The organism is Halomonas kalidii, from assembly GCF_030010475.1.
Lineage (GTDB): Bacteria > Pseudomonadota > Gammaproteobacteria > Pseudomonadales > Halomonadaceae > Halomonas > Halomonas heilongjiangensis.
Window position 1 is genome coordinate 137,772 of sequence record NZ_JASCQN010000032.1, and the last position, 22,206, is coordinate 159,977.

Consider the following 22,206-nt stretch of genomic DNA (forward strand, 5'->3'; position numbering starts at 1 on the left):
CCTCTTTCAGAGGGTGCTGAAGGTGTCCGGGTCATGGGCCTCGATCACCTCGAGTTCCACGTGGGTGACCCGGGCATTGGGCGGCCCCTTCCACAGCCACTCGCTGAGCGCCTTGATCGCCTCGCGGTCGCCGCACATCAGCACTTCCACGCGCCCATCGGGCAGGTTCCTGGCATGGCCCGTCACGCCATGCCGCAGGGCCTGCTCCTGGGCCGCGCGGCGATACCAGACCCCCTGTACCTTGCCCACCACCAGGGCCTTGACGCAGCACTTGTCCATGGCCATCACCTCCCCGTTTCGTATCTCCATCGCCTCTCTTTCTACCAGCCTCGGACGGGGCCGGGCCAGTGCCTGCCGCGGGCTTCCCGCCAACGCGGCGATGCATTAGGCTGAAAACGAGATCCAGGCGGTCCGCGGCCACAAGCCGCTCGCCCCGGATCATCGCCCTACCCGGGCGGCCACAACCACAATGATCATCCTCACAAGGGAGTTCCCCCTCATGCCGATCTTCGAGCATCCCGACTTCGATCACCACCGACAGATCGTCTTCGGCAGCGACGAGGCGAGCGGTCTGCGCGCCATCATCGCCATCCACGACACCCACCGCGGCCCCGCCCTGGGCGGCCTGCGCATCTACCCCTACGCCAGCGAGGCCGAGGCCCTGACCGACGTGCTGCGCCTCTCCCGCGGAATGACCTACAAGTCGGCCCTCGCGGACCTGCCGCTGGGTGGCGGCAAGGCGGTGATCATCGCCGATCCGCGCACCGACAAGACCCCCGAACTGCTGCGTGCCATGGGGCGCCTCGTCGACTCCCTGGGCGGCGCCTACATCACCGCCGAGGATTCCGGCTCCAGCGAGGCGGACATGCGGATCATCGCCGAGACCACCCGCCATGTCAGTGGCCTGGGACGTGACGGCAGCGAGTCGGGCGACCCCTCCCCCTTCACCGCCTGGGGCGTGTTCTGCGCCCTGAAGAGCGCCGTGCGCCACGGCCTCGGCCGGCGCGACCTCGAGGGCCTGCGGGTCGCCATCCAGGGCGTCGGGCACGTGGGCGCACACCTCGCCCGCCACCTGCACGCCGCCGGTGCCCGCCTGGTGCTCACCGACGTCAACCGCGAGGCCGCGATCCATCTCGCCGAGGAATTCGGTGCCGAGACCACGGCACCGGACGCGATCTTCGACGCCGAGGTCGATGTCTTCGCGCCCTGCGCCCTGGGCGCGGCACTGACGCCGGAGGTGGTCGAGCGACTGCGGGCGAAGGTGGTATGCGGTGCGGCCAACAATCAGCTGGCCAGCCCCGAGATCGCCGAGCGGCTGATGGCACGCGGCATCCTCTATACCCCCGACTATGTGGCCAACGCCGGTGGGGTGATCGAGATCGCCTGGCAGCGCCGCGACGACTACCGACGCGAGGCGGCGATGACCCGTATCGAGGGCATCGGCACCACCCTGGACGAGATCTTCACCCGGGCCACCCGCGAGCAGCGCAGTCCCGCCCGGGTCGCCGACGACCTGGCCCGGGAACGCTTCGGCCGCGGGTGAAGTGTCCCCGTCAGCGCGACCAAGGCCGGCGCTCGCCGGCCTTCCCGCCTGCGCCGCCAGCCCCGGGCGTTCAATCGACGAGCAGCTCGCGCTTCACCAGCACCGCGGAATTGCGCGGCACCAGCCGGCGCCCCCGTGCCACCAGGTGGCAGCGCGTGAAGGCGGCACCGAACAGCAGGATCAACGAGCTGTAATAGACCCACAGCAGGATCATCACCACCGAGCCGGCGGCACCGTAGGTGGAGGCCGTGGCGGTGTGCGCCAGGTAGACGGCGATCCCCCAGCGACCGATGGCGAACAGCACCGCGGTGACCACGGCGCCGGTCAAGACGTCGTGCCAGCGCAGCACCACATCGGGCAGCACCTTGAAGATGGTGGCGAAGAGCGCGGCGATCACCGCCAGCGAGATCAGGAATTCCGCCCCGGTGGTCAACAGCTCCACGAAGGGCAGCAGGTCGTCGGCGTGCTGGAGAATGGCGCGCAGCATCACGCCGAACACCAGCGACACCAGCAGGATGAAGCCGATCGACAGCACCACGGCCATCGACAGCACCCGATTCTTGAGGTAGACCAGCAGGCTGTTGCTGCTCGGCCGGGCGGTGACGCCCCAGAGGGTGTTGAGCGAGAACTGCATCTGGGCGAACACCGTGGTGGCACCGACCAGCAGGGCGCCGACGCCGAGCAGGGTCGGCACGAGGCCCGATGCCTCGATGCGCGACTGGGCCACCGCCTGTTCGATCGCCTGTGCCGCCTCCGTCCCCATGGCCGCCTGCAAGCGGGCGAAGATCTGCCCCTGGGCGGCCTCCTCGCCGAGCACCACGCCGATCACCGTCACCGCGATGATCATCGTGGGAGCCAGCGAGAAGAGCGTGTAGAAGGCCAGCGAGCCGGCATAACTGAAGGCATTGCGCTCCAGCCACAGCCGGATGGCATCCTGCACCACGTTCCACCAGAAGAGTCCGGCGTCCTTGATGTCGGCTATCTTGATCACATCGTCCTCCTCGCACCCCGCCCAGTCCTTCAGCATACGCGAATGAAAGCGGGCTCGCCGCAAGGGGCTTGTCATTGCACCGCCCGCTCGGCCTGACCATAATGGGCGGCGCACTCCCAGCCTGCCAGGAACGCCCATGACCGCCCGATCGGACACCGAATTGCCCACCTGCGACTTCGACTGTCTGGTGTTCATCGGCCGCTTCCAGCCCCCCCACCTGGGCCATCTGGCGGTGATCCACGAGGCGCTCAAGCGAGCCCGTCAGGTCATCGTGCTGGCCGGTTCCGCCTGGCAGGCCCGCTCGCTGCGCAACCCCTGGCGTTTCGACGAACGCCAGCGCATGCTGCGCAGCGCCTTCGACGACGAGGAGAATGCCCGGCTGGAGATCGTTCCACTGCTGGATGCGCTCTACAACAACGATGTCTGGGTGCGCGACGTGCAGCGCAAGGTGCGCGACATCGCCAGTCACGACCACGCCCGCCTGCCTCGCATCGGTCTGATCGGCGCCAGTCGCGGCCAGTCCAGCTATTACCTTGCGCTGTTTCCGCAGTGGGAATCGGTGAGCGTGCCGCTGGTCGAGGGCATCTCGGCGAGCCAGATCCGCGAGCGCCTGTTCCGCTCGGCCTCCTCCGCCGAGGACTACCTGAGCACCGGCGCCGCCCATGACCTGCCCCCGGGCGTGCACGAGGAGGTCCGCGGCTTCTGCAGCGGCGATGGCTATCGCCAGTTGATCGAGGAGCAGCGACTGCTCGACCAGTACCGCTCCGCCTGGGCCCAGGCGCCCTACCCGCCCATCTTCGTCACCGTCAACGCCGTGGTGGTCCAGTCCGGCCATGTGCTGCTGGTGCGGCGCACCGCCGCTCCCGGCAAGGGGCTCTTCGCCCTGCCGGGCGGCTTCATCAACCCTCACGAGCGGCTGCTGGAGGCCTGCCTGCGCGAATTGCGCGAGCGGGTGCGCCTGAAGGTGCCCGAGCCGGTGCTCAAGGGCTCCCTGCGCGGCCAGCGACTGTTCGACGAACCCCACCGCAGCTGGCGGGGCCGCACCCTCGCCGAGGCCTTCTACTTCGCCCTGCGTCCCGAGCAGCAACTGCCCCAGCTCAAGCCGGTCCAGGGCGGCGACCATGCCCGCTGGGTCGCCCTGGCCGACCTCGAGCCGGAAAGCCTGTTCGAGGACCACTTCTTCATCATCCAGGATTTTCTCGGCCTGCCGGCGGATCTCGGCGGCGCCTGAAGGAGGTGCTCAGGCCTGCAGGAAGTCGCGGGGCAACTTCATCATCTGCCGCCACAGCTTCTCGACGCCGGGCTTGTGTACCAGCGAGCAGCGGTAGAGACGAATCTCGAGCGGCACGTCCCACTTTTCGCCACCGGCGCGCACCAACCTGCCGCGGGTCAGCTCCTCGCGGATGCAGAAATCGGGAATCCAGGCCAGCCCGACCCCCTGCATCACCATGCCCTTGAGGCCCTCGGCCATGGCCGTTTCGTAGACGGTGCGCAGGCGCATGCGCAGGGGGTCGTTCTTCAGCAGCATGCGCACGCTGCGACCGAGGAAGGCACCCTGGGTGTAGGAGAGGTAGGGAATCGGGTCGCGTCCCTCCAGCGGCCAGCGAGGCTTCCCCAGCTCGCTTGGCAGGCAGACCGGTATCATCTTGACCTGGCCGATGGAGAAGGAGGGAAAGACCTCGGCGTCGAGCTGCATGCTGGCATAGGGATCGTAGTAGGCCAGCATCAGGTCGCAATTGCCCTCGCGCAGCACATGGATCGCCTCCCCCACGTTCATGGCCACCAGCCGGGTGGGCAACTCGCCCAGGCCCTTCTGGAGCCGCGAGATCCACTGCGGGTAGAAGCTCAGCGCCAGGGAGTGGGCAGCGACGATGTCCAGTGCCTCGTTGGCGATGGAGAGACCGCGCAGGTGGCCCAGGCTCTCGTTGAGTTGCTCGACCAGGTTGCGGGCGGTGACCAGGAACAGCTGCCCCTCGGAGGTGAGATCCACCGGCGTGGTGGAACGGTCCACCAGGGTGACGCCCACGGCCTGCTCCAGGGCTCGGATGCGACGACTGAAAGCCGGCTGGGTGACATGGCGCTGACGCGCCGAGGCGGAGAAACTGCGCGTGTTGGCCAGGGCGACGAAGTCTTCCAGCCACTTGGTCTCGAGGTTCACCGGGGCTCCCGATCGCTGGTGAGGTGCCGGCCTTATCCCACAGGCCTTCGAAGGCGGTAATGTATCACTGGATCGGCGACAGGAGGTAGGCGGCCCGTGACACGATCTTGCGCCACAGCGGCCGTGAGGTCAGCTCGTCGCGGCTGACGCGCCGGCAGTTGGCAAAATCCTGCTCCAGCATCAGGCGCACCTCGGCGGCGAAGCGGCGGTCGGGGACGACCGCGGTGATCTCGAAATTGAGCCGGAAGGAGCGGTTGTCGAGGTTGACGGTGCCCACGCTGGCGGCGGCATCGTCGATCAGCATCACCTTCTGGTGCAGGAAGCCCGGCTGGTAGCGATACACCTTGACCCCCGCCTGCAGCATGTCGGGCAGGAAGGAGAACGCCGAGAGGAACACCAGCAGGTGGTCGGGACGCTCGGGCATCATGATGCGCACGTCGACCCCGCGCATGGCCGCCAGCCGCAGGGCGTCCTGGACGCCCTGGTCGGGAACGAAGTAGGGGCTGGTCACCCAGAAACGCTCGTGGGCGCTGTGGATGACGTGCTGCACCAGCAGGCTGGCGGTCTCCTGCCGGTCCGCCGGCCCCGAGGGCACGATCACCACGTCCTGGCACTCCTCACAGGTCACCCGTGGCGTCCAGTGCAGGTTGATCACCGCCCCGGTGGCCCAGTGCCAGTCCTCCCAGAACGCCTCCTGCAGGCCCAGCACGCTGGGGCCGACGAGCTTGAGGTGGGTGTCGCGCCAGGGCCCGTGGCGACGATGCTGGCCGAGGTACTCCACGCCCACGTTGAAGCCGCCCAGCCAGCCTTCCCGGCCATCGACCACCAGCACCTTGCGATGGTTGCGGAAGTTGAGCTGGAAGCGGTGGCGGAAGCCGCGGGAGGAACGGAAGGCACTCACCCCGATGCCGTAGGCGGCGAGGTCTTTCAGGTAACCCTCGTTGAGCTGGTGGCTGCCGATCTCGTCGTAGAGAAAATAGACCCTTACCCCGCGCTCGGCGGCCTGCTGCAGCCGGTGCTTGAGCTCGAGGCCCAGGGCATCGTCGCGCACGATGAAGAACTGGATGAGGATGTACTCCTCGGCCCGCTCGATGCCGTCGAAGAGGCTGTCGAAGGTCGCTTCGCCGTCGATCAACAGCTCGGCGCGGTTGCCGGTCGTCAACGGCATCATGGCCAACTGCTCGACGGCCCGGATATCGGCATCCCGCGCCTCGGCGACGAACGGCTCGACCCGCTCGCGATAGCGTGCCAGTACCCGACGCAGCACGGTATCCCGCTCACCACGCGCCGAGACATAGCCATAGAAGCGTGGCCGCCCGAAGATCCAGTAGGCCGGTACCGCCAGGTAGGGTAGCGTGACCAGGGAGATGATCCAGGCGATGGCACCCTGGGAGGTCCGACTCGACATCAGGGCCATCACCGCCGAGACGATGCCCAGCAGATAGGTCAGGAAAATCGCCAGGCCGAACAGCCACGAGGTCATGCGCGCTCCGTCTGTCACCGGTCGCCGGTTCCATCGGCGGCCATCGGTCTCGGGAAAACTTGCCCATGAAGAGAAGGGCCTACAGCATACCCCCGAAACGCGCGACNGACCCCGCCAGATGGCGGGGTCGCTGCGGTTCACGTCGCGGGCGTCAGGCGCGCTCGGCGATGATCTCCCGCCACTTGGCCGGGCCGGTCTGGTGCACCGAGGTGCCCTGGCTGTCCACCGCCACGGTCACCGGCATGTCCTCGACCTCGAACTCATAGATGGCTTCCATGCCCAGGTCCTCGAAGCCCACCACACGGGCCTTCTTGATCGCCTGGGCGACCAGGTAGGCGGAACCGCCCACCGCCATCAGGTAGACCGCCCTGTTGTCGCGGATCGCCTCGATGGCGGCCGGACCACGCTCGGCCTTGCCGACCATGCCGAGCAGGCCGGTCTCCTCGAGCATGGTGCGAGTGAACTTGTCCATGCGCGTGGCGGTGGTGGGACCGGCCGGACCGACCACCTCGTCGCGCACCGGATCCACCGGGCCGACGTAGTAGATGAAGCGCCCCCGCATGTCGACGGGCAGGCTCTCCCCCTTCGCCAGCATGTCCACCATCCGCTTGTGGGCGGCGTCGCGGCCGGTGAGGAGCTTGCCGTTGAGCAGCAGGGTGTCGCCGGGTTGCCAGGCCTGGACCTCTTCCGGGGTGACGGTATCGAGGTTCACGCGCTTGACGTTGTCCCCCGCCTCGCGGGTGATCTCCGGCCAGTCCTCGAGCTTCGGCGCCGGCAGGGCCGCGGGACCGCTGCCGTCCAGGGTGAAGTGGGCGTGACGGGTGGCGGCGCAGTTGGGGATGATCGCCACCGGCTTGTTGGCGGCGTGGGTCGGGTAGTCCTTGACCTTGATGTCGAGTACCGTGGTCAACCCGCCCAGGCCCTGGGCGCCGATGCCGCTGCGGTTGACCTTGTCGAACAGCTCCAGGCGCAGCTCCTCGGCCCGGCTGGACGCTCCGCGGGCCTGCAACTCCTGGATATCGATGGGCTCGAGCAGCGATTCCTTGGCGAGCTCCATGGCCTTCTCGGCGGTGCCGCCGATGCCGATGCCGAGCATGCCGGGCGGACACCAGCCGGCGCCCATCTTCGGCAGCTGTTCCATCACCCAGTCGACCACGCTGTCGGAGGGGTTGAGCATGGCGAACTTGGACTTGGCCTCGCTGCCCCCTCCCTTGGCCGCCACGTGTACCTCGACGGTGTCGCCCGGTACCAGCTTGTGATGGATCACCGCCGGGGTGTTGTCGCGGGTGTTCGCCCGCTTGCCGTCCGGGTCGGCGAGCACCGAGGCACGCAGCACGTTGTCGGGGAGCTGGTAGGCGCGACGCACGCCTTCGTTGATCATGTCGTCGAGGCTCATCTCGGTCTCGAAGCGCACGTTCATGCCCACGTGGACGAAGACGGTGACGATGCCGGTGTCCTGGCAGATCGGGCGATGGCCGGTGGCGCACATGCGCGAGTTGATCAGGATCTGGGCGATGGCGTCCTTGGCCGCCGGGTTCTCCTCTCGCTCATGGGCCGCCGCCATGGCGTCGATGAAGTCCTTGGGGTGGTAGTAGGAGATGTACTGCAGGGCATCGGCGACGCTCTGGATCAGATCGTCCTGGCGGATCACGGTCATGGGCAAGGGGCTCCTTGGCGTTGTCGGCATGCCCGCTCTGCACAGCCGGTCACTGTCACGCTGGCGGGCTCGAACGGGGACGGATTATACCCCACCGGCGATGTGGTCGCAGTGCATTACCAGCCAAGGGTCGGTACCGGTGGGCCGTCAGGACGCGAGATAACGGTATAACAGCAAAGGGCAAAGGACTGCGGCTCGCCATCAGGCCGAGCCTAGCAGCAGTTGCCGTTCCTTGAGCCCATGCAGCCGGTCACGCAGGCGCGCGGCCTCCTCGAACTCGAGGTTCTGGGCGGCCTCGAACATGGCATCCTCGACCCTGGAGACCTCCTTGAACAGCTCGCCTGGCGACAGGTCGGCGGGATCGTAGATCGCGGCCGCTTCGGCCACCTTGCGCTCGGCCTTGCGCCCCTTGCCCTTCCTGCCGGGCGCCTGGGCGGCCTCGAGGATATCGGCCACCGAGCGCGTCACGGTCTGCGGCGTGATGCCATGGGTCTCGTTGTGGGCGATCTGCTTGTTGCGCCGACGCTCGGTCTCGTCCATGGCGCGGCGCATGGAATCGGTGGTTCGATCACCGTAGAGGATCGCCTTGCCATGGGCGTTGCGGGCGGCCCGGCCGATGGTCTGGATCAGCGAGCGCTCGTTGCGCAGGAAGCCCTCCTTGTCGGCGTCGAGGATCGCCACCAGCGACACCTCGGGGATGTCGAGGCCCTCGCGCAGCAGGTTGATGCCGACCAGCACGTCGAACTTGCCGAGGCGCAGGTCGCGAATGATCTCCACCCGCTCGACGGTATCGATGTCGGAGTGCAGGTAACGCACCCGCACGTCGTGCTCGTCGAGGTACTCGGTGAGGTCCTCGGCCATGCGCTTGGTCAGGGTCGTCACCAGCACCCGCTCCCCCACCTCGGCGCGCAGGCGGATCTCCGACAGCAGGTCGTCGACCTGGGTGGACGCCGGACGAACCTCGATCTCCGGGTCGACCAGCCCGGTGGGACGCACCACCTGCTCCACCACCTGGCCGGCGTGCTCGGCCTCATAGGGCCCGGGGGTGGCCGAGACGAAGATGGTCTGGGGACAGATCGACTCCCACTCCTGGAAGGTCATGGGGCGGTTGTCCAGCGCCGAGGGCAGGCGGAAGCCGTACTCGACCAGGGTCTCCTTGCGCGAGCGGTCGCCCTTGTACATGCCGCCTACCTGGGGGACGCTGACATGGGACTCGTCGATGAACAGCAGCGCGTCGCTGGGCAGATAATCGAAGAAGGTGGGAGGCGGTTCGCCCGGATTGCGGCCGGAGAGGTAGCGCGAGTAGTTCTCGATGCCGTTGCAGTAGCCCAGCTCGTGCATCATCTCGATGTCGTAGAGGGTACGCTGCTCGAGGCGCTGGGCCTCCACCAGCTTGTCGTGCTGCCGGAGCCACCCCAGTCGCTCGGCCAGCTCGCCCTTGATCATTTCCGCGGCCGCCAGGATCGTCTCCCGGGGCGTCACGTAATGGCTCTTGGGGTAGATCGTCATGCGTGGCACCTTGCCGCGCACCTCGCCGGTCAGCGGGTCGAACAGGCTGATGGTGTCGATCTCGTCGTCGAACAGCTCGACACGCACCGCCTCCTCGTCGGAATCGGCGGGATAGATGTCGATGACGTCGCCGCGCACGCGGTAGGTGCCGCGCCTGAAATCCATGTCGTTGCGGGTGTACTGCAGCTCCGCCAGGCGGCGCAGGAAGCGGCGCTGGTCGATCAGCTCGCCCCGGGTGAAGTGCAGACGCATCTTCAGGTACTGGTCCGGATCGCCGAGACCATAGATCGCCGACACCGAGACCACGATCAACGCATCGCGGCGCTCGAGCAGCGCCTTGGTGGCCGAGAGGCGCATCTGCTCGATATGGTCGTTGATCGAGGCGTCCTTCTCGATGAAGGTGTCCGAGGAGGGCACATAGGCCTCGGGCTGGTAGTAGTCGTAGTAGGAGACGAAATACTCCACGGCGTTGTCGGGGAAGAACGCCTTGAACTCACCGTAGAGCTGGGCAGCCAGGGTCTTGTTGGGCGCCATCACGATGGTCGGACGCTGCAGCCGCTGCACCACGTTGGCCATGGTGAAGGTCTTACCCGACCCGGTGACGCCGAGCAGCGTCTGGTGGGCCAGGCCGGACTCCAGCCCCTTCACCAGGCCGTCGATGGCCGAGGGCTGGTCGCCGGCGGGCTGAAACCTGGACTGAAGGCGAAACGACTTGCTCATGGTGGCTCCGGGAACGCTTCGGGCACCGCGGCGGCGCCCAGGGAGAAGCAGGGGGTGGCACAATGCCGGGCAGGCTCAGGCCTCGGCGACACTGGTCGTGCGGGTAGCGACTTCCACGGTGGCACTGGTCATCAACCGGTGTATCGGGCAACGGTTGCTGATCTCTTCCAGCCGGGCAAGCTGCTCGGGGGCGTCGATGCCGTGGAAGGTCATCACCACTTCGAGTCGATAGGTGCCCTGGCGTTCCTCGCTGTCGTCGCGGTTGATCCTGACGCTCACCCCTTCGAGCGGCCACGCCTTGCGCCGGGCATACATCTGGGCGGTGATCGCCTTGCAGGCACCCAGCGACAGGTCGAAGTAGTCATGGGGATCCGGCGCCCCGCCCTCGCCACCGAAGGCTTCCGGCACATCCACGTAGAGGTCCTCGAAGCCGTCGAGTTCGACCCGCTGGCGGTAGACGCTGTTGCGTTCGCTGATCACCTCGATGCTCTTCTTCATCATCCGCCCCTGTGTTGATCACTTGACTTCGATGGGTAGCCCGAGGGCCTGCACCGCCTTGATCAGCGCCTCGCGCCTGGCCCGTCCCTCGACGTCGGCGCCGTGGCGACCGACCTCGACACTGTCGACGCCGTCGAGCATCATCAGCGCCGTGGTGATGCGGTTGATCTGGTCGGCGTCATCGACACCCTTGAAAGTCAGCGACTGGTGCGCCATGGCGGCCTCCGATGACATGCATAAGCTGTCGTGAATGCATAAGATCAAGGCTCGAGTCTAACATGCCCCTGATGTTCCGGCAGCGGTTGCAATGCCGCCCCGCCGCCCGCATTACTCTGGCAGACATGGACCAAGCGACGACGACAGGAGTGCCGGAATGAACGAATGGATCGCCGCCCTGGGTGGCCGGCAGACGGCCGAGGACCGGGTCGAGTTCGACCAGGCAGCGCCCGGCGCGCCGGAACCAGCGCGCCGGGCGCTGGAGGACACCGTGATGATCCCCCTGGTCCATCTCGGGGTACTCGATGTGGCGGGTCCCGATGCCGAGAAGTTTCTGCAGGGCCAGACCAGCGCCCAGGTGACCCTGGCCGACGGCGAGTTTGCCCCCCTCACCTGCTTCTGCACCCCCAAGGGGCGCATGCTGGCCAATGCCCAGTTGTGGCGGGTGGCGCCGGAACACTACCGGCTGGCGATGCACCGTAGCCTGGTGGGCCCACTGGTCGATCTCCTGAAGAAGTTCGCCGCCTTCTACCGGGTGGAGCTCTCGGTGCGTGACGACCTGGCGCTGCTCGGGCTGATCGGTCGCGAGGCGGCCGCGCTGGCCGAGGTGCGCTTCGATATCATCCCGCCGAAAACCTGGCATCAGGCCGGCGACGCTGACATCCAGGTACTGGCCCACCCCGGGCCCCGCCCTCGCCTGCTGACCTGCCTGCCCGCCGACAAGGCCGCCGATGCAAGCCAGCGACTGGCCGAGCACGCCACGCCGGTGGGCAACGCGGTGTGGCGGCTGCACGACATCCAGGCCGGCCTGGCCTGGCTCGACGCGAGCCAGGGCGACACCTACCTGCCCCAGATGATCAACTGGGAGGCGCTCGGCGGCATCAGCTTCAAGAAGGGCTGCTACACGGGGCAGGAGGTGGTGGCCCGCGCCCACTTCCGGGGCCAGGTGAAGAAGCGCCTGGTGCGCGCCCAGCTCGATGGCAGCCTGCTGCCCGAACTCGGCAGCACCATCCGGGATGCCGAGGACAAGTCGTGCGGCGAGGTCCTGGCCGCCGAACTGGATGCCTACGGCGAGGCCGAGGTATTGGCGGTGATGAGCACGAAGGAGCCGCTCCTGCCGCTGCACGTCGATGGCCAGAAGCTCAAGCTGCTGAAGCTGCCCTATCCCATCGAACGGCTGGACCCGGAGGCCCTGGCGGCGAAGTAAGGCCCCCGTGGTGGGCTGGGCTCTGTAGGAGCCCGGCTATGCCGAGCGATTGGCGCCGCAGGCGCCCGGGCGGGTTTCGCTGACGGTTCGGATGACCGCCTGGCGACGCTTCGCGCCGCAATCGCCCAGCGGAGCAGAGCTCCTACATGGCAGGTGCGCCCATGGTCTCAGCCGCCATCCAATCCAAACAACCGCCTGGCCGTCGCCGTACTGTCCTCCGCCACCCTCTCGACCGTCTGCCCGCGCAGCCGCGCCACCGCCCGGCACACCTCGGCGACCCGGGCGGGCTCGTTGCGCTCGCCCCGGTGACCGGCGAGCGGCATGTCGGGGCTGTCGCTTTCCAGCACATAGCCGTCGTCGGGCAGCGACTCCACCGCACGCCGCAGCCGCCTGGCCCGGTCAAAGGTGACCGCTCCACCCAGCCCCACCCTGAAGCCAAGGTCGAGGAACTTGCGCGCCTGCTCCGGCGAGCCGGCGAAGGCGTGGATCAGCCCACCTGAGGGCAGGTCGAATTGGCGCAGCCGCTTGGCGACCTGGTCGTTGGCGCGCACGCAGTGGATCACCACCGGCAGGCGGCGTGACCTGGCCAGGCGCAGCTGGGCATCGAAGAGCCGCCACTGGGCCTCCAGGGTCTCGGTGAAGCGGGCATCGATGCCGCACTCGCCCACGGCCACCGCCCAGGGGTGATCGTCCAGCGCCTGCCCCAGTGCCTCGACATCCCCCGCGGCGTGCTCATCCATGAAATAGGGGTGCAACCCCAGGCAGACGTCGACGTCGTCGCGCCGCCCCAGCGCCAGCACCTCCCCCCAGCGGGCCCGGATGGTGGCCGGCACCACGAAACGGGCAACGCCCGCCGCCCTGGCCCGTGCGATGACCGCCTCGCGGTCGGCGGCGAAATCGGGGAAGTCCAGATGGCAGTGGGCGTCGATAAGCATAGGCTGGAAGCTGGAAGCTGGAAGCTGGAAGCTGGAAGCTGGAAGCTGGAAGCTGGAAGCTGGAAGCTGGAAGCTGGAAGCTCCATGCTTCAAGGCTTCGTCGCCCCGGTCAAGTATCGTTCTGCAGAAATCGCCAACGCCGGAACGGGCCGGCGCTTGGCGCGTGCAAAAGCGAACCTCATTTGTCATGGATGACAAATGGAGCGCCCAGGGAGGGGTTCACAGCGTGTGAGCGTTGCACGCGGCAAGATCAGCCGGCCTTGCCGCGAACCTGGGCTGGAAGGGTCAGTGTTCCCTGGTGGGCTGGAAACGGATCTCCGGCCAGCGCTCCTGGGTCATCTGCAGGTTGACCCGGGTCGGGGCGATATAGGTCAGGTAACCGCCTCCGTCCATCGCCAGGTTGGCGCCGGCCTTGCGCTTGAACTCGTCGAGCTTCCTGGCGTCGTCGCAGTAGATCCAGCGGGCGGTGTTGACGTTCACCCCCTCGTAGACGGCTTCGACCTTGTACTCCTCCTTGAGGCGGTGGGCGACCACGTCGAACTGCAGGGTGCCCACCGCGCCGAGGATCAGGTCGTTGTTGTCCAGCGGCATGAACACCTGAGTGGCGCCCTCCTCGGAGAGCTGCTGCAGGCCCTTCTGCAGCGCCTTCATCTTCAGCGGATCCTTGAGGCGCACGCGCTTGAACAGCTCCGGAGCGAAGTGCGGGATACCGGTGAAGCGCATGTCCTCGCCCTGGGTAAAGGTATCGCCGATCTGGATGGTGCCGTGGTTGTGCAGGCCGATGATGTCGCCGGGCCAGGCCTCCTCCACCTGGGTGCGATCCGAGGCCATGAAGGTCAACGCATCGGCGATTTTCACGTCCTTGCCGATCCGCACATGGCGCATCTTCATGTTCTTCTCGTACTTGCCCGAGCAGACCCGCAGGAAGGCGATACGATCGCGGTGGTTCGGATCCATGTTGGCCTGGATCTTGAACACGAACCCGGTGAAGCGACCGTCGTTGGCCTCCACGGTACGGGTATCGGTCTCGCGGGGCTGAGGCGACGGCGCATACTCGACGAAGCCGTCCAGCATCTCGCGCACCCCGAAGTTGCCCATGGCGGTGCCGAAGTAGACCGGGGTCAATTCGCCACGCAGGTAGGCCGCGTGATCGAACGCGTGGGAGGCCCCGCGCACCAGTTCCACCTCCATGCGCAGCTCCTCGGCCAGGTCCTCGCCGAGCACCGCCTCGACCTCGGGGTTGTCCAGCCCCTCGATCCGCCTGTCCTCGGGAATGCGGCTGCCCTGCCCCTGGGTGTAGAGATGGATGACATCGTTGTAGAGGTGGTAGACGCCCTTGAAGCCGCGCCCCATGCCGATCGGCCAGGTCATCGGCGCGCACTGGATGTCGAGCACCGTCTCGACCTCGTCCATCACCTCGATGGGGTCGCGGATGTCGCGGTCCATCTTGTTGACGAAGGTGAGGATCGGCGTGGTGCGCAGCCGACACACCTCCATCAGCTTGATGGTCCGGGCCTCGACGCCCTTGGCGCCGTCGATCACCATCAGCGCCGAATCCACGGCGGTCAGGGTGCGGTAGGTGTCCTCGGAGAAGTCCTCGTGGCCCGGGGTGTCGAGCAGATTGACGATGCGCCCGCCGTAGGGGAACTGCATCACCGAGGTGGTGACCGAGATGCCCCGCTCCTGTTCCATCTTCATCCAGTCGGAGGTCGCATGACGATCGGCGCGCTTGCTCTTCACCGAACCGGCCAGCTGGATGGCGTTGCCGAACAGCAGCATCTTCTCGGTGATGGTGGTCTTGCCCGCATCGGGGTGCGAGATGATCGCGAAGGTGCGTCGCAGCCCGACTTCACGGGCCAGGGTGGCGTCTGACATCGATTTCGATTTCGTCTGCATGGCACCGGTGCCCCGGTGCGTGAATGAAGGCATATGAAGGGATGGCGGGCATTCTACGGCTTTGACGGCACGAAATGTAGGGGCGGCCGTCTTCAATCGACGCGCTACGGCGGCACACGTCACCGGCGGCCATGTCGGCGGCCCGCTCGAGATCGGTTATCATCGCCGGGCAATGAACCGTGGAGATCCCATGCCCACCGCCCTGCCCCTGCCGTTGTCCACCCCCAGCCGCAACCTGGTTCGCCTGACCTTCGTGCGCGGGATCACCTGGACCGGCTTCCTCGCCGCCATCATCATCGGCATCGAGCTGCTCGGCTTCGAGCTGGAAGTCCCGGCAGTGATCGCGGTGATCGTCGGCATGGCGATGATCAACGTGGTGACCTGGTGGCGCCTGGGCCGCCCGCGGGCGGTCACCCATCACGAATACCTGGTCCATCTGCTGGCCGATGTGGCCGGCCTGACGCTGCTGTTCTACTTCACCGGTGGCTCCACCAACCCCTTCATCACCTATTACCTGGTGCCGGTGACCATTGCCGCCGCCACCCTGCCCTGGCGACACGCCTGGGTGATCGCCGGGACGGCCATGGGCGCCTATACCTTCCTGATGGTCTTCTACCAGCCAGTCCCCCAGCTCAGCCACGGCCATGCCGCCGGCCCGTTCAACCTCCACGTGCTGGGCATGTGGCTCAACTTCGGCCTCTCGGCGGGCCTGGTGACCTTCTTCATCTACAAGATGGCCCATGCGCTGCGCAACCGGGATCAGGCGCTGTCGCGCACCCGCGAGGCCGCACTGCGCAACGAGCAGGTACTGGCCGTGGCCACCCAGGCCGCCGGCACCGCCCACGAGCTCGGCACGCCGCTCTCCACCATGGCGGTGCTGCTCGCCGAGATGCGCGAGGAGGCCCGTGGCAACCCGGCGCTGGAGAAGGACCTGGCCCTGCTGCGCCAGCAGGTCGACACTTGCAAGTCACGGCTGCAGCACCTGGTGGCCAGCGCCGATCGGCAGCGCCTGGCCGAACCCCGGACTCTCGACGCCGAGCAGTGGCTCACCGAGGTGGTGCAGCGCTGGCTGGTGCTGCGCCCCGATGTCGGCCATCGGCTCGAGATCGCCGGCCGCCGCGGCCGCCCCTGGCTCGCCGTCGACCCCACCCTGGATCAGGCGCTGACCAACCTGCTCAACAACGCCGCCGATGCCAATCCCGACGACATCGCCATTCGCCTGGACTGGAGCGCCGACGACGTGGTCATCGACATCCGCGACCACGGCCCGGGGGTGGCCATGTCGATCGCCGACCAGCTCGGCGAGACCTTCGTCTCGACCAAGAGCAAGGGCATGGGCATCGGCCTGTTCCTGACCCACGCCACCATCAACCGCTTCGGCGGCGGCGTCAGCCTGTACAATCATCCCGAGGGCGGGACCCTCACCGAGGTGACCCTGCCGCGAACAGCGCCGGCGGAATGATCCTCGGCCCCTGCGACGACTCCCCTGCGAGGCCCCCATGCAAGACACCGCACAACGCCTGCTGATCATCGATGACGACGAGATGTTCTGCCATGTGCTGGACCGTGCCATGACCCGCCGCGGCTACGAGGTCCTGGTGGCCCACGATGCCGAGCAGGCGCTGTCGCTGGCCGGGCGACACTCGCCACAGTTGGCCACCCTGGACCTGAAGCTGGAGCACGACTCGGGACTCAAGCTGCTTCCCGATCTGCTCGAGGTGGTACCGGAGTGCCGCGTGGTGGTGCTGACCGGCTACTCGAGCATTGCCACCGCCGTGGAGGCGATCAAGCTCGGAGCGGTGAACTACCTGTGCAAGCCGGCGGACGCCGACGAGGTGATCGCCGCGCTGTTCAAGCAGGAGGGCGATCCGGACATCGAGGTCGCGGAACATCCCCCGTCGATCAATCGCATCACCTGGGAGCACATCCAGAAGGTGCTCCAGGAACACGACGGCAACATCTCCGCCACCGCCCGCGCCCTGGGCATGCACCGCCGCACCCTGCAACGCAAGCTGCAGAAGCGGCCGGTGAGGCGCTGAAAGCTCGCAGCTCCCGGCGAAGCCGGGTTATTGCGCCGTCCAGCCCAGGTCGATGTTGTAGCTCGAGCCGGTGACGGCCCCGGCGACATCGGAGGCGAGATAGGCCACCAGCTCGGCCACCTCGGACGGCTCGATCAGGCGCTTCACGGCGGCGTTCTTGAGCATGATCTTCTCGACCACCTCCTGCTCGTCCATGCTGTGCAGTTTCGCCTGATCGGCGATCTGGTTGTCCACCAGCGGGGTCTTCACGTAGGCCGGGCAGATGGCGTTGGCGGTGATGCCCTGGGAGCCACCCTCCAGTGCCGCGGTCTTGGTCAGGCCGATCATGCCGTGCTTGGCGCTGATATAGGCCGCCTTGCCGGGCGAGGCGACCTGGGCATGCACCGAGGCGATATTGATGATGCGCCCCCAGCCGTTCTCGCGCATGGAGGGCCACGCGGCCTGACAGAGCAGGAAGGGCGCGGTCAGCATCAGGTCGAGGATCTGTCGCCACTTCGTCTCGGGGAACTCCTCGATGGGCGACACATGCTGGATGCCGGCGTTGTTGACCAGGATATCGACGCGTCCGAAACGCTTGATCGCCTCGGCCACCGCCGCCTTGCAGGCCTCGCCGTCGGTCAGATCGGCCTGGAAGAACGCCGCCCCGGCCGCTTCGGCGATCTCCTTGCCGGCCGGATTGAAATCCACCGCCAGCACCTGGTGTCCCTGTTCGCAGAAGTGGCGGACCACGGCCTCGCCGATACCGCTGCTGGTCCCTGTCACCAGGGCGACGCGGGGAGTGGAGGATGCGGTCGATGACATGCGTGGCTCCTTTGCAGTGTTCGGATCGTATCGGGAAAACGGATCGGCCATCAGCATAAGGCGCACGATCACCCGGCGCCAGCTCGGTCGTCGGGCGCCGCCGGTGCCATGACCCGCTCCATCAACTGCTGGGCCAGGCGGCTCGCCGCCTCCCTCGAAGCGAGGTCGGAGAGGTCGTCGAGGAGCTCGCAGCGCCATAGCCAGAGCGTCTCGCCGAGATGCTCGGCGCGGAAACCGTAATCGCCCGAGGGCAGGGAAACACGGCGGGTTCGCTGTTCTGCCGGCGGTGGGGACGACGCCTCGGGCAACAGCACCAGCGACAGTGACAGCGGCGTGACCAGCGCCCCGAGCAAATGGTCGCCGTGGCGCTGGAAGCAGAGGGCGTCGGCCGTGAGCCTGGGATTGAAGCGCGGGTCACGCTTGGCCGCCTTGAGATGGCGGCCCGCCCAGGCATCGGCCAACTCGCGCAATCGGACATACTGTTCGGGGCTCAGGGCCTGCATCGTCTCCTCCTTGGTGCAGGATTCAGTATACCGGGCCGGGATGGCGTTCGGCAGCCACGCCTCGAGCTGCTAGCATGAACGGGCCCACCAGCCACGAGAGAGGTGCCCATGCAGCCCGTCGAGCGCCTGAAGATCGCCGTCGACATCGCCCGGGAAGCGGGGCGGTTGATCGTCGAAGCCCGTGACCGCCAGACCTTCGGCCACCGCTACAAGCAGGGCCACGAACTGGTCACCGACGTCGACGTCGCGGTCGACACCCGCATCGGCGAGCGTCTCCAGCAGCACTTCCCCGGCGAGTCGCGGCTGAGCGAGGAGCTGGCACCGGACCGCAGCAACCTGGCGCACCCCGGACCGCTATGGATCGTCGACCCCATCGACGGTACCGTCAACTTCGCCCACGGGCTTCGCCACGTGGCCGTCTCCATCGGCTGGGCGCACGAGGGACGCATTCGGTTGGGGGTGGTCCATGCCCCCTTCCTCGACGAAACCTTCACCGCCATCGACGGCCAGGGCGCCTGGTGCAATGACGCCCCGATTCAGGCCAGCCGGGCCGGCAACCTGAAGCACTGCCTGGTGGGCACCGGTTTCCCCTACCGTCGCGACAGCCGCCCGCCGCTGATGCGACGCCTCGCCGCCGTGCTCGACCACTGCCAGGACGTGCGGCGCAACGGCTCGGCGGCCCTCGACCTGTGCGACGTGGCCTGCGGCCGGCTCGATGCCTACTACGAGAGCGTCTCGCCCTGGGATTTTGCCGCCGGCTGGCTGATCGCCCGCGAGGCCGGCGCCCGCACCGGTCATCTCTACCCATGCCCCGAAGGCATCCCCGAGGACCTCTACGGCGAGAACCTTCTGGTGACGAGCCCCGGCATCCATCGCGAACTCGGCGACCTGCTGCGTCGCGCCGACAGTGGTGAACTGGACCAGCCCTGAACCCGGCGTCACACCCCGGCGATAGCCCCCTGCAATGGGCGCCCTAGCCACCCCCTATTGGCCAGGGCACCCGCGATCGGTCACAATGGTGCCCTGATTCTTCCCATTCCCTTTCACACTTCCCCCGTGCTCACGACGAGTACCAGGAGATCGCTCATGTTCGTCGTCATCTTCGGTCGCCCCGGCTGCCCCTTCTGCGTACGTGCCGTACAGCTCGCCGAGAAACTCGAGGCCGCCAGTGCCATCGATGGCTTTCGCTACGTCGACATCCATCGCGAGGGCATCACCAAGGCCGACATGGAGAAGACCATCGGCAAGCCGGTCCACACCGTGCCGCAGATCTTCGTCGACCAGACCCATGTCGGCGGCTTCACCGAGTTCGACCAGTACGTCCGCGACCAGAGCCTGCTGGCAACCGCCAACGCCTGAGCGGTTCCATGACCGACCCGACGCTGGCGTGCAGGATTGCCCGCACCTCCCGGGGCGACCCGGGAGCGTCTTCCCCTCGTTGAATGGCCCACGAGCCCCTCTGCCTATACTTTCGCCTTACACGGCACGGCCGGCTCGGGGCCGAAGGGCGTCACGATAGAGGGACATGCAAGATGCAGCGGGAAGAGTTCGTTCAGCAACTGTGGCTGGACTATGTCCATCAGCACCCGGATATCGGCGGGCTGCGACTCTGGCCGGTGGAGACGCCGGCAGAGTACCTCGCGATCCTCACCCTGAACCACGGGCCCTACGGCATGGATGCCCTGCTGCCGACCCTGGCCCACTTCGGTTATCGCCTCCAGCATCGCCACGCCATGGCCGACCGCGGCCTGCTGGTGTCGCTGCTCTCTCCCCCCGGCGACGAGGCCTGGCTGGTGCTCGCCGAGTTGCAACTCGGCACCCTCTCGCGAGCCCCCCGCAGGCGGCTCGAGTCGCTGGTCGCCAAGGTGCCACCGGAGGATCGCCGCGGCCAGAACCTGCTCTGCCGCGGCCGCCCCTGGCCGATGCCCGACTGGCCGACCTACCTGGCCCTGTGCCAGGCCCATCCCCTGGCCGGCTGGCTCTCGGTGATGGGCCCACGCATGCACCACGCCGGCTTCGACTGCCAGCGACTGGGCCATGACCTCGGCGACCTCGACACCCGGATGGGAGAGGTGGGACTGACCGGCAATCCCGACCGCCACCACGGCATCTTCCCCGTCTCGCCACTGCTCGGCTATCGCTTCTACCCCACCTGCTCGCAGCGGCTGGCCTTCGCCGCGGGCGACGAGCATCGCATCGAGCTCGGTGGACTCGCACTGGTACAGAAACAGGTCAGCGCCAACCAGGAGCGCGCCGTCGAACTGTTGCTGCCTCTCCACACCCGCTGCGAGATGTCATGAGTCGGCAGCCGCATTCATCCACAGAATCTGTGGATAACGCTGTGCAGTAGCCTTGGGAAAGGCCCGACAGGCACCACCCCGGCCGCCCCACCCACGAAACGGTCAGAATTTCGACAGCGGCCGTCCGCGCCCCCTGAACGAGCACGGCCCGGACGTCGGACGTCCGGGCCGTGGGCGTGCGCGCCCCCCGCCGAGGGGTCAGGCGTCGAAGGTCATCTCCGGCACGTGATCGGGCACGATCAGCTTGCCGGCGGTCTTCTCGACGATCTCCTCGACGGAAACGCCCGGGGCACGCTCCTTGAGGATGAAGGCACCATCCTTGATCTCCAGGTAGGCCAGATCGGTCAGCACCCGGTTGATGCAACCCGCCCCGGTCAGTGGCAGGGAGCACTTCTCGAGGAGCTTGGACTCACCGTGCTTGGAGGCGTGGGTCATGGTGCAGATGATGTTCTCGGCACCGGCCACCAGGTCCATGGCCCCCCCCATGCCCTTGATCAACTTGCCGGGGATCATCCAGGAGGCGATGTTGCCCTGCTGGTCGACCTCGAAGGCGCCCAACACGGTCAGGTCCACATGACCGCCGCGAATCATGGCGAAGGACTCGGCCGATGAGAAGATCGCCGCGCCCGGGCGGGCGGTGACGGTCTCCTTGCCGGCATTGATCATGTCCGGGTCGACTTCCGCTTCGGTGGGATAACGCCCCATGCCGAGCAGGCCGTTCTCGGACTGGAGCATGACATCGATGCCATCGGGAATATAGTTGGCCACCAGGGTCGGGATACCGATCCCCAGGTTGACGTAGAAGCCGTCTTCGAGTTCGCGCGCCACGCGCTGTGCCATCTGTTCGCGAGTGAGTGCCATCTTGTTGCCTCTTGTGTTCGGTGGAGAAGCACCGGCCCCGGGGCCGGCCGTCGGGTCGCAGGCGGGGCTCAGCCTTCGCGTACGGTGCGCTTCTCGATACGCTTCTCGAAGGTGCCCTGGATGATCCGATCGACATAGATGCCCGGGGTGTGGATCTGGTCTGGGCTGAGTTCGCCGGGCTCGACGATCTCCTCGACCTCGACCACGGTGATCTTGCCGGCTGTCGCGGCCATCGGGTTGAAGTTCTGGGCGGTATCGCGATAGACCACGTTGCCGTAGCGATCGGCCTTCCAGCCCTTGACGATGGCGAAGTCGCCGACGACCGACTCCTCGAGGATGTAGTGACGGCCGTTGAACTCTCGGACCTCCTTGCCTTCGCCGATGGGCGTGCCGTAACCGGTGGCCGTGTAGAAGGCCGGGATGCCTGCCCCCCCGGCGCGCATCTTCTCGGCCAGGGTACCCTGGGGGGTGAGGATCACTTCGATCTCATCGTTGAGCATCTGCTGCTCGAACAGCGCGTTCTCACCCACGTAGGAGGCGAAGATCCGACTGATCTGCCGACCCTCGAGCAGCAGCCCGAGGCCGAAGCCGTCCACCCCGCAGTTGTTGGAATAGATCGTCAAGTCCTTGACGTCACGCCGCTTGATCTCGCTGATCAGGTTCTCGGGGATGCCGCAGAGCCCGAAGCCACCGGCGATCACGGTCATGCCGCTCTCGATGCCGTCCATTGCCTCTTCGTAGGAGTACACACGCTTGTCGAATCCGGCCATAGTGACGCCTCGTGTCGTTGTGGGATGAATGTCGCTGGATGCCGCGATCTCCTGGCTCCAGTGTTGTTCGCGACGATATATTTGTTAAGTTTGTTTTTCTTATCGATTGATGATCAAAG

23 protein-coding genes are annotated in these 22,206 nt (G+C 67.0%); 9 read left to right on the top strand and 14 right to left on the bottom strand.

Annotated features, from left to right (window positions below; all coding sequences use genetic code 11):
- Positions 1-6: 6 nt before the first annotated feature.
- On the bottom strand, positions 7-279 hold the full coding sequence (locus QLQ85_RS09110) for an acylphosphatase (protein WP_282720523.1): 273 nt from the start codon (positions 277-279) through the stop codon (positions 7-9).
- Between the two features lie 220 nt (positions 280-499).
- On the opposite strand from QLQ85_RS09110, the gene QLQ85_RS09115 reads away from it, so the two are divergent.
- A complete protein-coding gene (locus QLQ85_RS09115) occupies positions 500-1,543 on the top strand; it encodes a Glu/Leu/Phe/Val family dehydrogenase (RefSeq protein WP_282738707.1) in 1,044 nt (347 codons plus the stop codon).
- A 70-nt stretch (positions 1,544-1,613) separates the two neighbouring features.
- On the opposite strand, the gene QLQ85_RS09120 is transcribed toward QLQ85_RS09115, so the two are convergent.
- Positions 1,614-2,534: a YihY/virulence factor BrkB family protein gene (locus QLQ85_RS09120; RefSeq protein WP_282738708.1), complete on the bottom strand. Its 921-nt coding sequence runs from the start codon at positions 2,532-2,534 to the stop codon at positions 1,614-1,616.
- Between the two features lie 136 nt (positions 2,535-2,670).
- Between QLQ85_RS09120 and QLQ85_RS09125 the strand changes: the two genes are divergently transcribed.
- Positions 2,671-3,765: a bifunctional nicotinamide-nucleotide adenylyltransferase/Nudix hydroxylase gene (locus tag QLQ85_RS09125; protein ID WP_282738709.1), complete on the top strand. Its 1,095-nt coding sequence runs from the start codon at positions 2,671-2,673 to the stop codon at positions 3,763-3,765.
- Between the two features lie 9 nt (positions 3,766-3,774).
- On the opposite strand, the gene QLQ85_RS09130 is transcribed toward QLQ85_RS09125, so the two are convergent.
- The 6 genes from QLQ85_RS09130 to QLQ85_RS09155 form a co-directional block, all read right to left on the bottom strand.
- On the bottom strand, positions 3,775-4,692 hold the full coding sequence (locus QLQ85_RS09130; RefSeq protein ID WP_102626860.1) for a LysR substrate-binding domain-containing protein: 918 nt from the start codon (positions 4,690-4,692) through the stop codon (positions 3,775-3,777).
- A gap of 64 nt (positions 4,693-4,756) precedes the next feature.
- Complete coding sequence (cls, locus tag QLQ85_RS09135; RefSeq protein WP_282738710.1) at positions 4,757-6,175, bottom strand: cardiolipin synthase; 1,419 nt, start codon at positions 6,173-6,175, stop codon at positions 4,757-4,759.
- A 151-nt stretch (positions 6,176-6,326) separates the two neighbouring features.
- Entirely contained in the window at positions 6,327-7,832 is a 1,506-nt protein-coding gene (locus QLQ85_RS09140) for a fumarate hydratase (protein ID WP_282738711.1), read from the bottom strand.
- Between the two features lie 201 nt (positions 7,833-8,033).
- The gene (gene uvrB, locus QLQ85_RS09145) at positions 8,034-10,061 is read right to left on the bottom strand and encodes an excinuclease ABC subunit UvrB (protein ID WP_282738712.1); all 2,028 of its coding nucleotides are present in this window, start codon (positions 10,059-10,061) and stop codon (positions 8,034-8,036) included.
- A gap of 75 nt (positions 10,062-10,136) precedes the next feature.
- Positions 10,137-10,559 (bottom strand): OsmC family protein, encoded by a 423-nt coding sequence (locus QLQ85_RS09150; protein WP_282738713.1) that lies wholly within the window; start codon positions 10,557-10,559, stop codon positions 10,137-10,139.
- A gap of 18 nt (positions 10,560-10,577) precedes the next feature.
- Positions 10,578-10,775, bottom strand: a complete 198-nt coding sequence (locus QLQ85_RS09155; RefSeq protein WP_282720524.1) for a hypothetical protein — start codon at positions 10,773-10,775, stop codon at positions 10,578-10,580.
- Between the two features lie 157 nt (positions 10,776-10,932).
- Between QLQ85_RS09155 and ygfZ the strand changes: the two genes are divergently transcribed.
- On the top strand, positions 10,933-11,982 hold the full coding sequence (ygfZ, locus tag QLQ85_RS09160; RefSeq protein WP_282738714.1) for a CAF17-like 4Fe-4S cluster assembly/insertion protein YgfZ: 1,050 nt from the start codon (positions 10,933-10,935) through the stop codon (positions 11,980-11,982).
- 167 nt (positions 11,983-12,149) lie between these two features.
- Here the strand turns inward: ygfZ and QLQ85_RS09165 are convergent, their stop codons facing one another.
- Complete coding sequence (locus QLQ85_RS09165; RefSeq protein WP_282738715.1) at positions 12,150-12,917, bottom strand: TatD family hydrolase; 768 nt, start codon at positions 12,915-12,917, stop codon at positions 12,150-12,152.
- Here QLQ85_RS09165 and QLQ85_RS09170 point away from each other — a divergent pair.
- Positions 12,894-13,112, top strand: a complete 219-nt coding sequence (locus tag QLQ85_RS09170; protein ID WP_282738716.1) for a hypothetical protein — start codon at positions 12,894-12,896, stop codon at positions 13,110-13,112. The two genes, QLQ85_RS09165 and QLQ85_RS09170, sit on opposite strands and share 24 nt — an antisense overlap.
- 90 nt (positions 13,113-13,202) lie before the next feature.
- Here the strand turns inward: QLQ85_RS09170 and prfC are convergent, their stop codons facing one another.
- Positions 13,203-14,792 (bottom strand): peptide chain release factor 3, encoded by a 1,590-nt coding sequence (prfC, locus tag QLQ85_RS09175; protein ID WP_282738717.1) that lies wholly within the window; start codon positions 14,790-14,792, stop codon positions 13,203-13,205.
- A 211-nt stretch (positions 14,793-15,003) separates the two neighbouring features.
- Here prfC and QLQ85_RS09180 point away from each other — a divergent pair, with 211 nt between their 5' ends.
- Together QLQ85_RS09180 and QLQ85_RS09185 are read left to right on the top strand one after the other, a co-directional pair.
- Entirely contained in the window at positions 15,004-16,275 is a 1,272-nt protein-coding gene (locus tag QLQ85_RS09180; RefSeq protein WP_282720528.1) for an ATP-binding protein, read from the top strand.
- Between the two features lie 37 nt (positions 16,276-16,312).
- On the top strand, positions 16,313-16,852 hold the full coding sequence (locus QLQ85_RS09185; RefSeq protein ID WP_282738718.1) for a response regulator transcription factor: 540 nt from the start codon (positions 16,313-16,315) through the stop codon (positions 16,850-16,852).
- A gap of 27 nt (positions 16,853-16,879) precedes the next feature.
- Here QLQ85_RS09185 and QLQ85_RS09190 read toward each other — a convergent pair whose 3' ends face one another.
- On the bottom strand, positions 16,880-17,653 hold the full coding sequence (locus tag QLQ85_RS09190; RefSeq protein ID WP_282738719.1) for a 3-hydroxybutyrate dehydrogenase: 774 nt from the start codon (positions 17,651-17,653) through the stop codon (positions 16,880-16,882).
- Between the two features lie 68 nt (positions 17,654-17,721).
- On the bottom strand, positions 17,722-18,156 hold the full coding sequence (hybE, locus tag QLQ85_RS09195; RefSeq protein ID WP_282738720.1) for a [NiFe]-hydrogenase assembly chaperone HybE: 435 nt from the start codon (positions 18,154-18,156) through the stop codon (positions 17,722-17,724).
- Positions 18,157-18,264: 108 nt separating this feature from the next.
- Here hybE and QLQ85_RS09200 point away from each other — a divergent pair, with 108 nt between their 5' ends.
- The 3 genes from QLQ85_RS09200 (at position 18,265) to QLQ85_RS09210 (ending at position 20,456) form a co-directional block, all read left to right on the top strand.
- On the top strand, positions 18,265-19,086 hold the full coding sequence (locus QLQ85_RS09200) for an inositol monophosphatase family protein (RefSeq protein WP_282738721.1): 822 nt from the start codon (positions 18,265-18,267) through the stop codon (positions 19,084-19,086).
- 156 nt (positions 19,087-19,242) lie between these two features.
- On the top strand, positions 19,243-19,515 hold the full coding sequence (locus tag QLQ85_RS09205; protein WP_282720533.1) for a GrxA family glutaredoxin: 273 nt from the start codon (positions 19,243-19,245) through the stop codon (positions 19,513-19,515).
- Between the two features lie 173 nt (positions 19,516-19,688).
- A complete protein-coding gene (locus QLQ85_RS09210; RefSeq protein WP_282738722.1) occupies positions 19,689-20,456 on the top strand; it encodes a VOC family protein in 768 nt (255 codons plus the stop codon).
- A gap of 198 nt (positions 20,457-20,654) precedes the next feature.
- Here QLQ85_RS09210 and QLQ85_RS09215 read toward each other — a convergent pair whose 3' ends face one another.
- Entirely contained in the window at positions 20,655-21,317 is a 663-nt protein-coding gene (locus QLQ85_RS09215; protein WP_102626876.1) for a CoA transferase subunit B, read from the bottom strand.
- A gap of 68 nt (positions 21,318-21,385) precedes the next feature.
- The gene (locus QLQ85_RS09220; RefSeq protein WP_282738723.1) at positions 21,386-22,087 is read right to left on the bottom strand and encodes a CoA transferase subunit A; all 702 of its coding nucleotides are present in this window, start codon (positions 22,085-22,087) and stop codon (positions 21,386-21,388) included.
- Between the last annotated feature and the right edge of the window lie 119 nt (positions 22,088-22,206).

Coding starts and splice junctions, on each gene's coding strand:
- QLQ85_RS09150 (WP_282738713.1), bottom strand. CDS start 10,559: ATGAAGAAGAGCATCGAGGTGATCAGCGAACGCAACAGCGTCTACCGC.
- QLQ85_RS09170 (WP_282738716.1), top strand. CDS start 12,894: ATGGCAGTGGGCGTCGATAAGCATAGGCTGGAAGCTGGAAGCTGGAAG.
- QLQ85_RS09155 (WP_282720524.1), bottom strand. CDS start 10,775: ATGGCGCACCAGTCGCTGACTTTCAAGGGTGTCGATGACGCCGACCAG.
- QLQ85_RS09200 (WP_282738721.1), top strand. CDS start 18,265: ATGCAGCCCGTCGAGCGCCTGAAGATCGCCGTCGACATCGCCCGGGAA.
- QLQ85_RS09190 (WP_282738719.1), bottom strand. CDS start 17,653: ATGTCATCGACCGCATCCTCCACTCCCCGCGTCGCCCTGGTGACAGGG.
- QLQ85_RS09205 (WP_282720533.1), top strand. CDS start 19,243: ATGTTCGTCGTCATCTTCGGTCGCCCCGGCTGCCCCTTCTGCGTACGT.
- ygfZ (WP_282738714.1), top strand. CDS start 10,933: ATGAACGAATGGATCGCCGCCCTGGGTGGCCGGCAGACGGCCGAGGAC.
- QLQ85_RS09115 (WP_282738707.1), top strand. CDS start 500: ATGCCGATCTTCGAGCATCCCGACTTCGATCACCACCGACAGATCGTC.
- QLQ85_RS09110 (WP_282720523.1), bottom strand. CDS start 279: ATGGACAAGTGCTGCGTCAAGGCCCTGGTGGTGGGCAAGGTACAGGGG.
- QLQ85_RS09180 (WP_282720528.1), top strand. CDS start 15,004: ATGCCCACCGCCCTGCCCCTGCCGTTGTCCACCCCCAGCCGCAACCTG.
- cls (WP_282738710.1), bottom strand. CDS start 6,175: ATGACCTCGTGGCTGTTCGGCCTGGCGATTTTCCTGACCTATCTGCTG.
- uvrB (WP_282738712.1), bottom strand. CDS start 10,061: ATGAGCAAGTCGTTTCGCCTTCAGTCCAGGTTTCAGCCCGCCGGCGAC.
- QLQ85_RS09140 (WP_282738711.1), bottom strand. CDS start 7,832: ATGACCGTGATCCGCCAGGACGATCTGATCCAGAGCGTCGCCGATGCC.
- QLQ85_RS09125 (WP_282738709.1), top strand. CDS start 2,671: ATGACCGCCCGATCGGACACCGAATTGCCCACCTGCGACTTCGACTGT.
- QLQ85_RS09185 (WP_282738718.1), top strand. CDS start 16,313: ATGCAAGACACCGCACAACGCCTGCTGATCATCGATGACGACGAGATG.
- hybE (WP_282738720.1), bottom strand. CDS start 18,156: ATGCAGGCCCTGAGCCCCGAACAGTATGTCCGATTGCGCGAGTTGGCC.
- QLQ85_RS09220 (WP_282738723.1), bottom strand. CDS start 22,087: ATGGCCGGATTCGACAAGCGTGTGTACTCCTACGAAGAGGCAATGGAC.
- prfC (WP_282738717.1), bottom strand. CDS start 14,792: ATGTCAGACGCCACCCTGGCCCGTGAAGTCGGGCTGCGACGCACCTTC.
- QLQ85_RS09165 (WP_282738715.1), bottom strand. CDS start 12,917: ATGCTTATCGACGCCCACTGCCATCTGGACTTCCCCGATTTCGCCGCC.
- QLQ85_RS09210 (WP_282738722.1), top strand. CDS start 19,689: ATGCAGCGGGAAGAGTTCGTTCAGCAACTGTGGCTGGACTATGTCCAT.
- QLQ85_RS09215 (WP_102626876.1), bottom strand. CDS start 21,317: ATGGCACTCACTCGCGAACAGATGGCACAGCGCGTGGCGCGCGAACTC.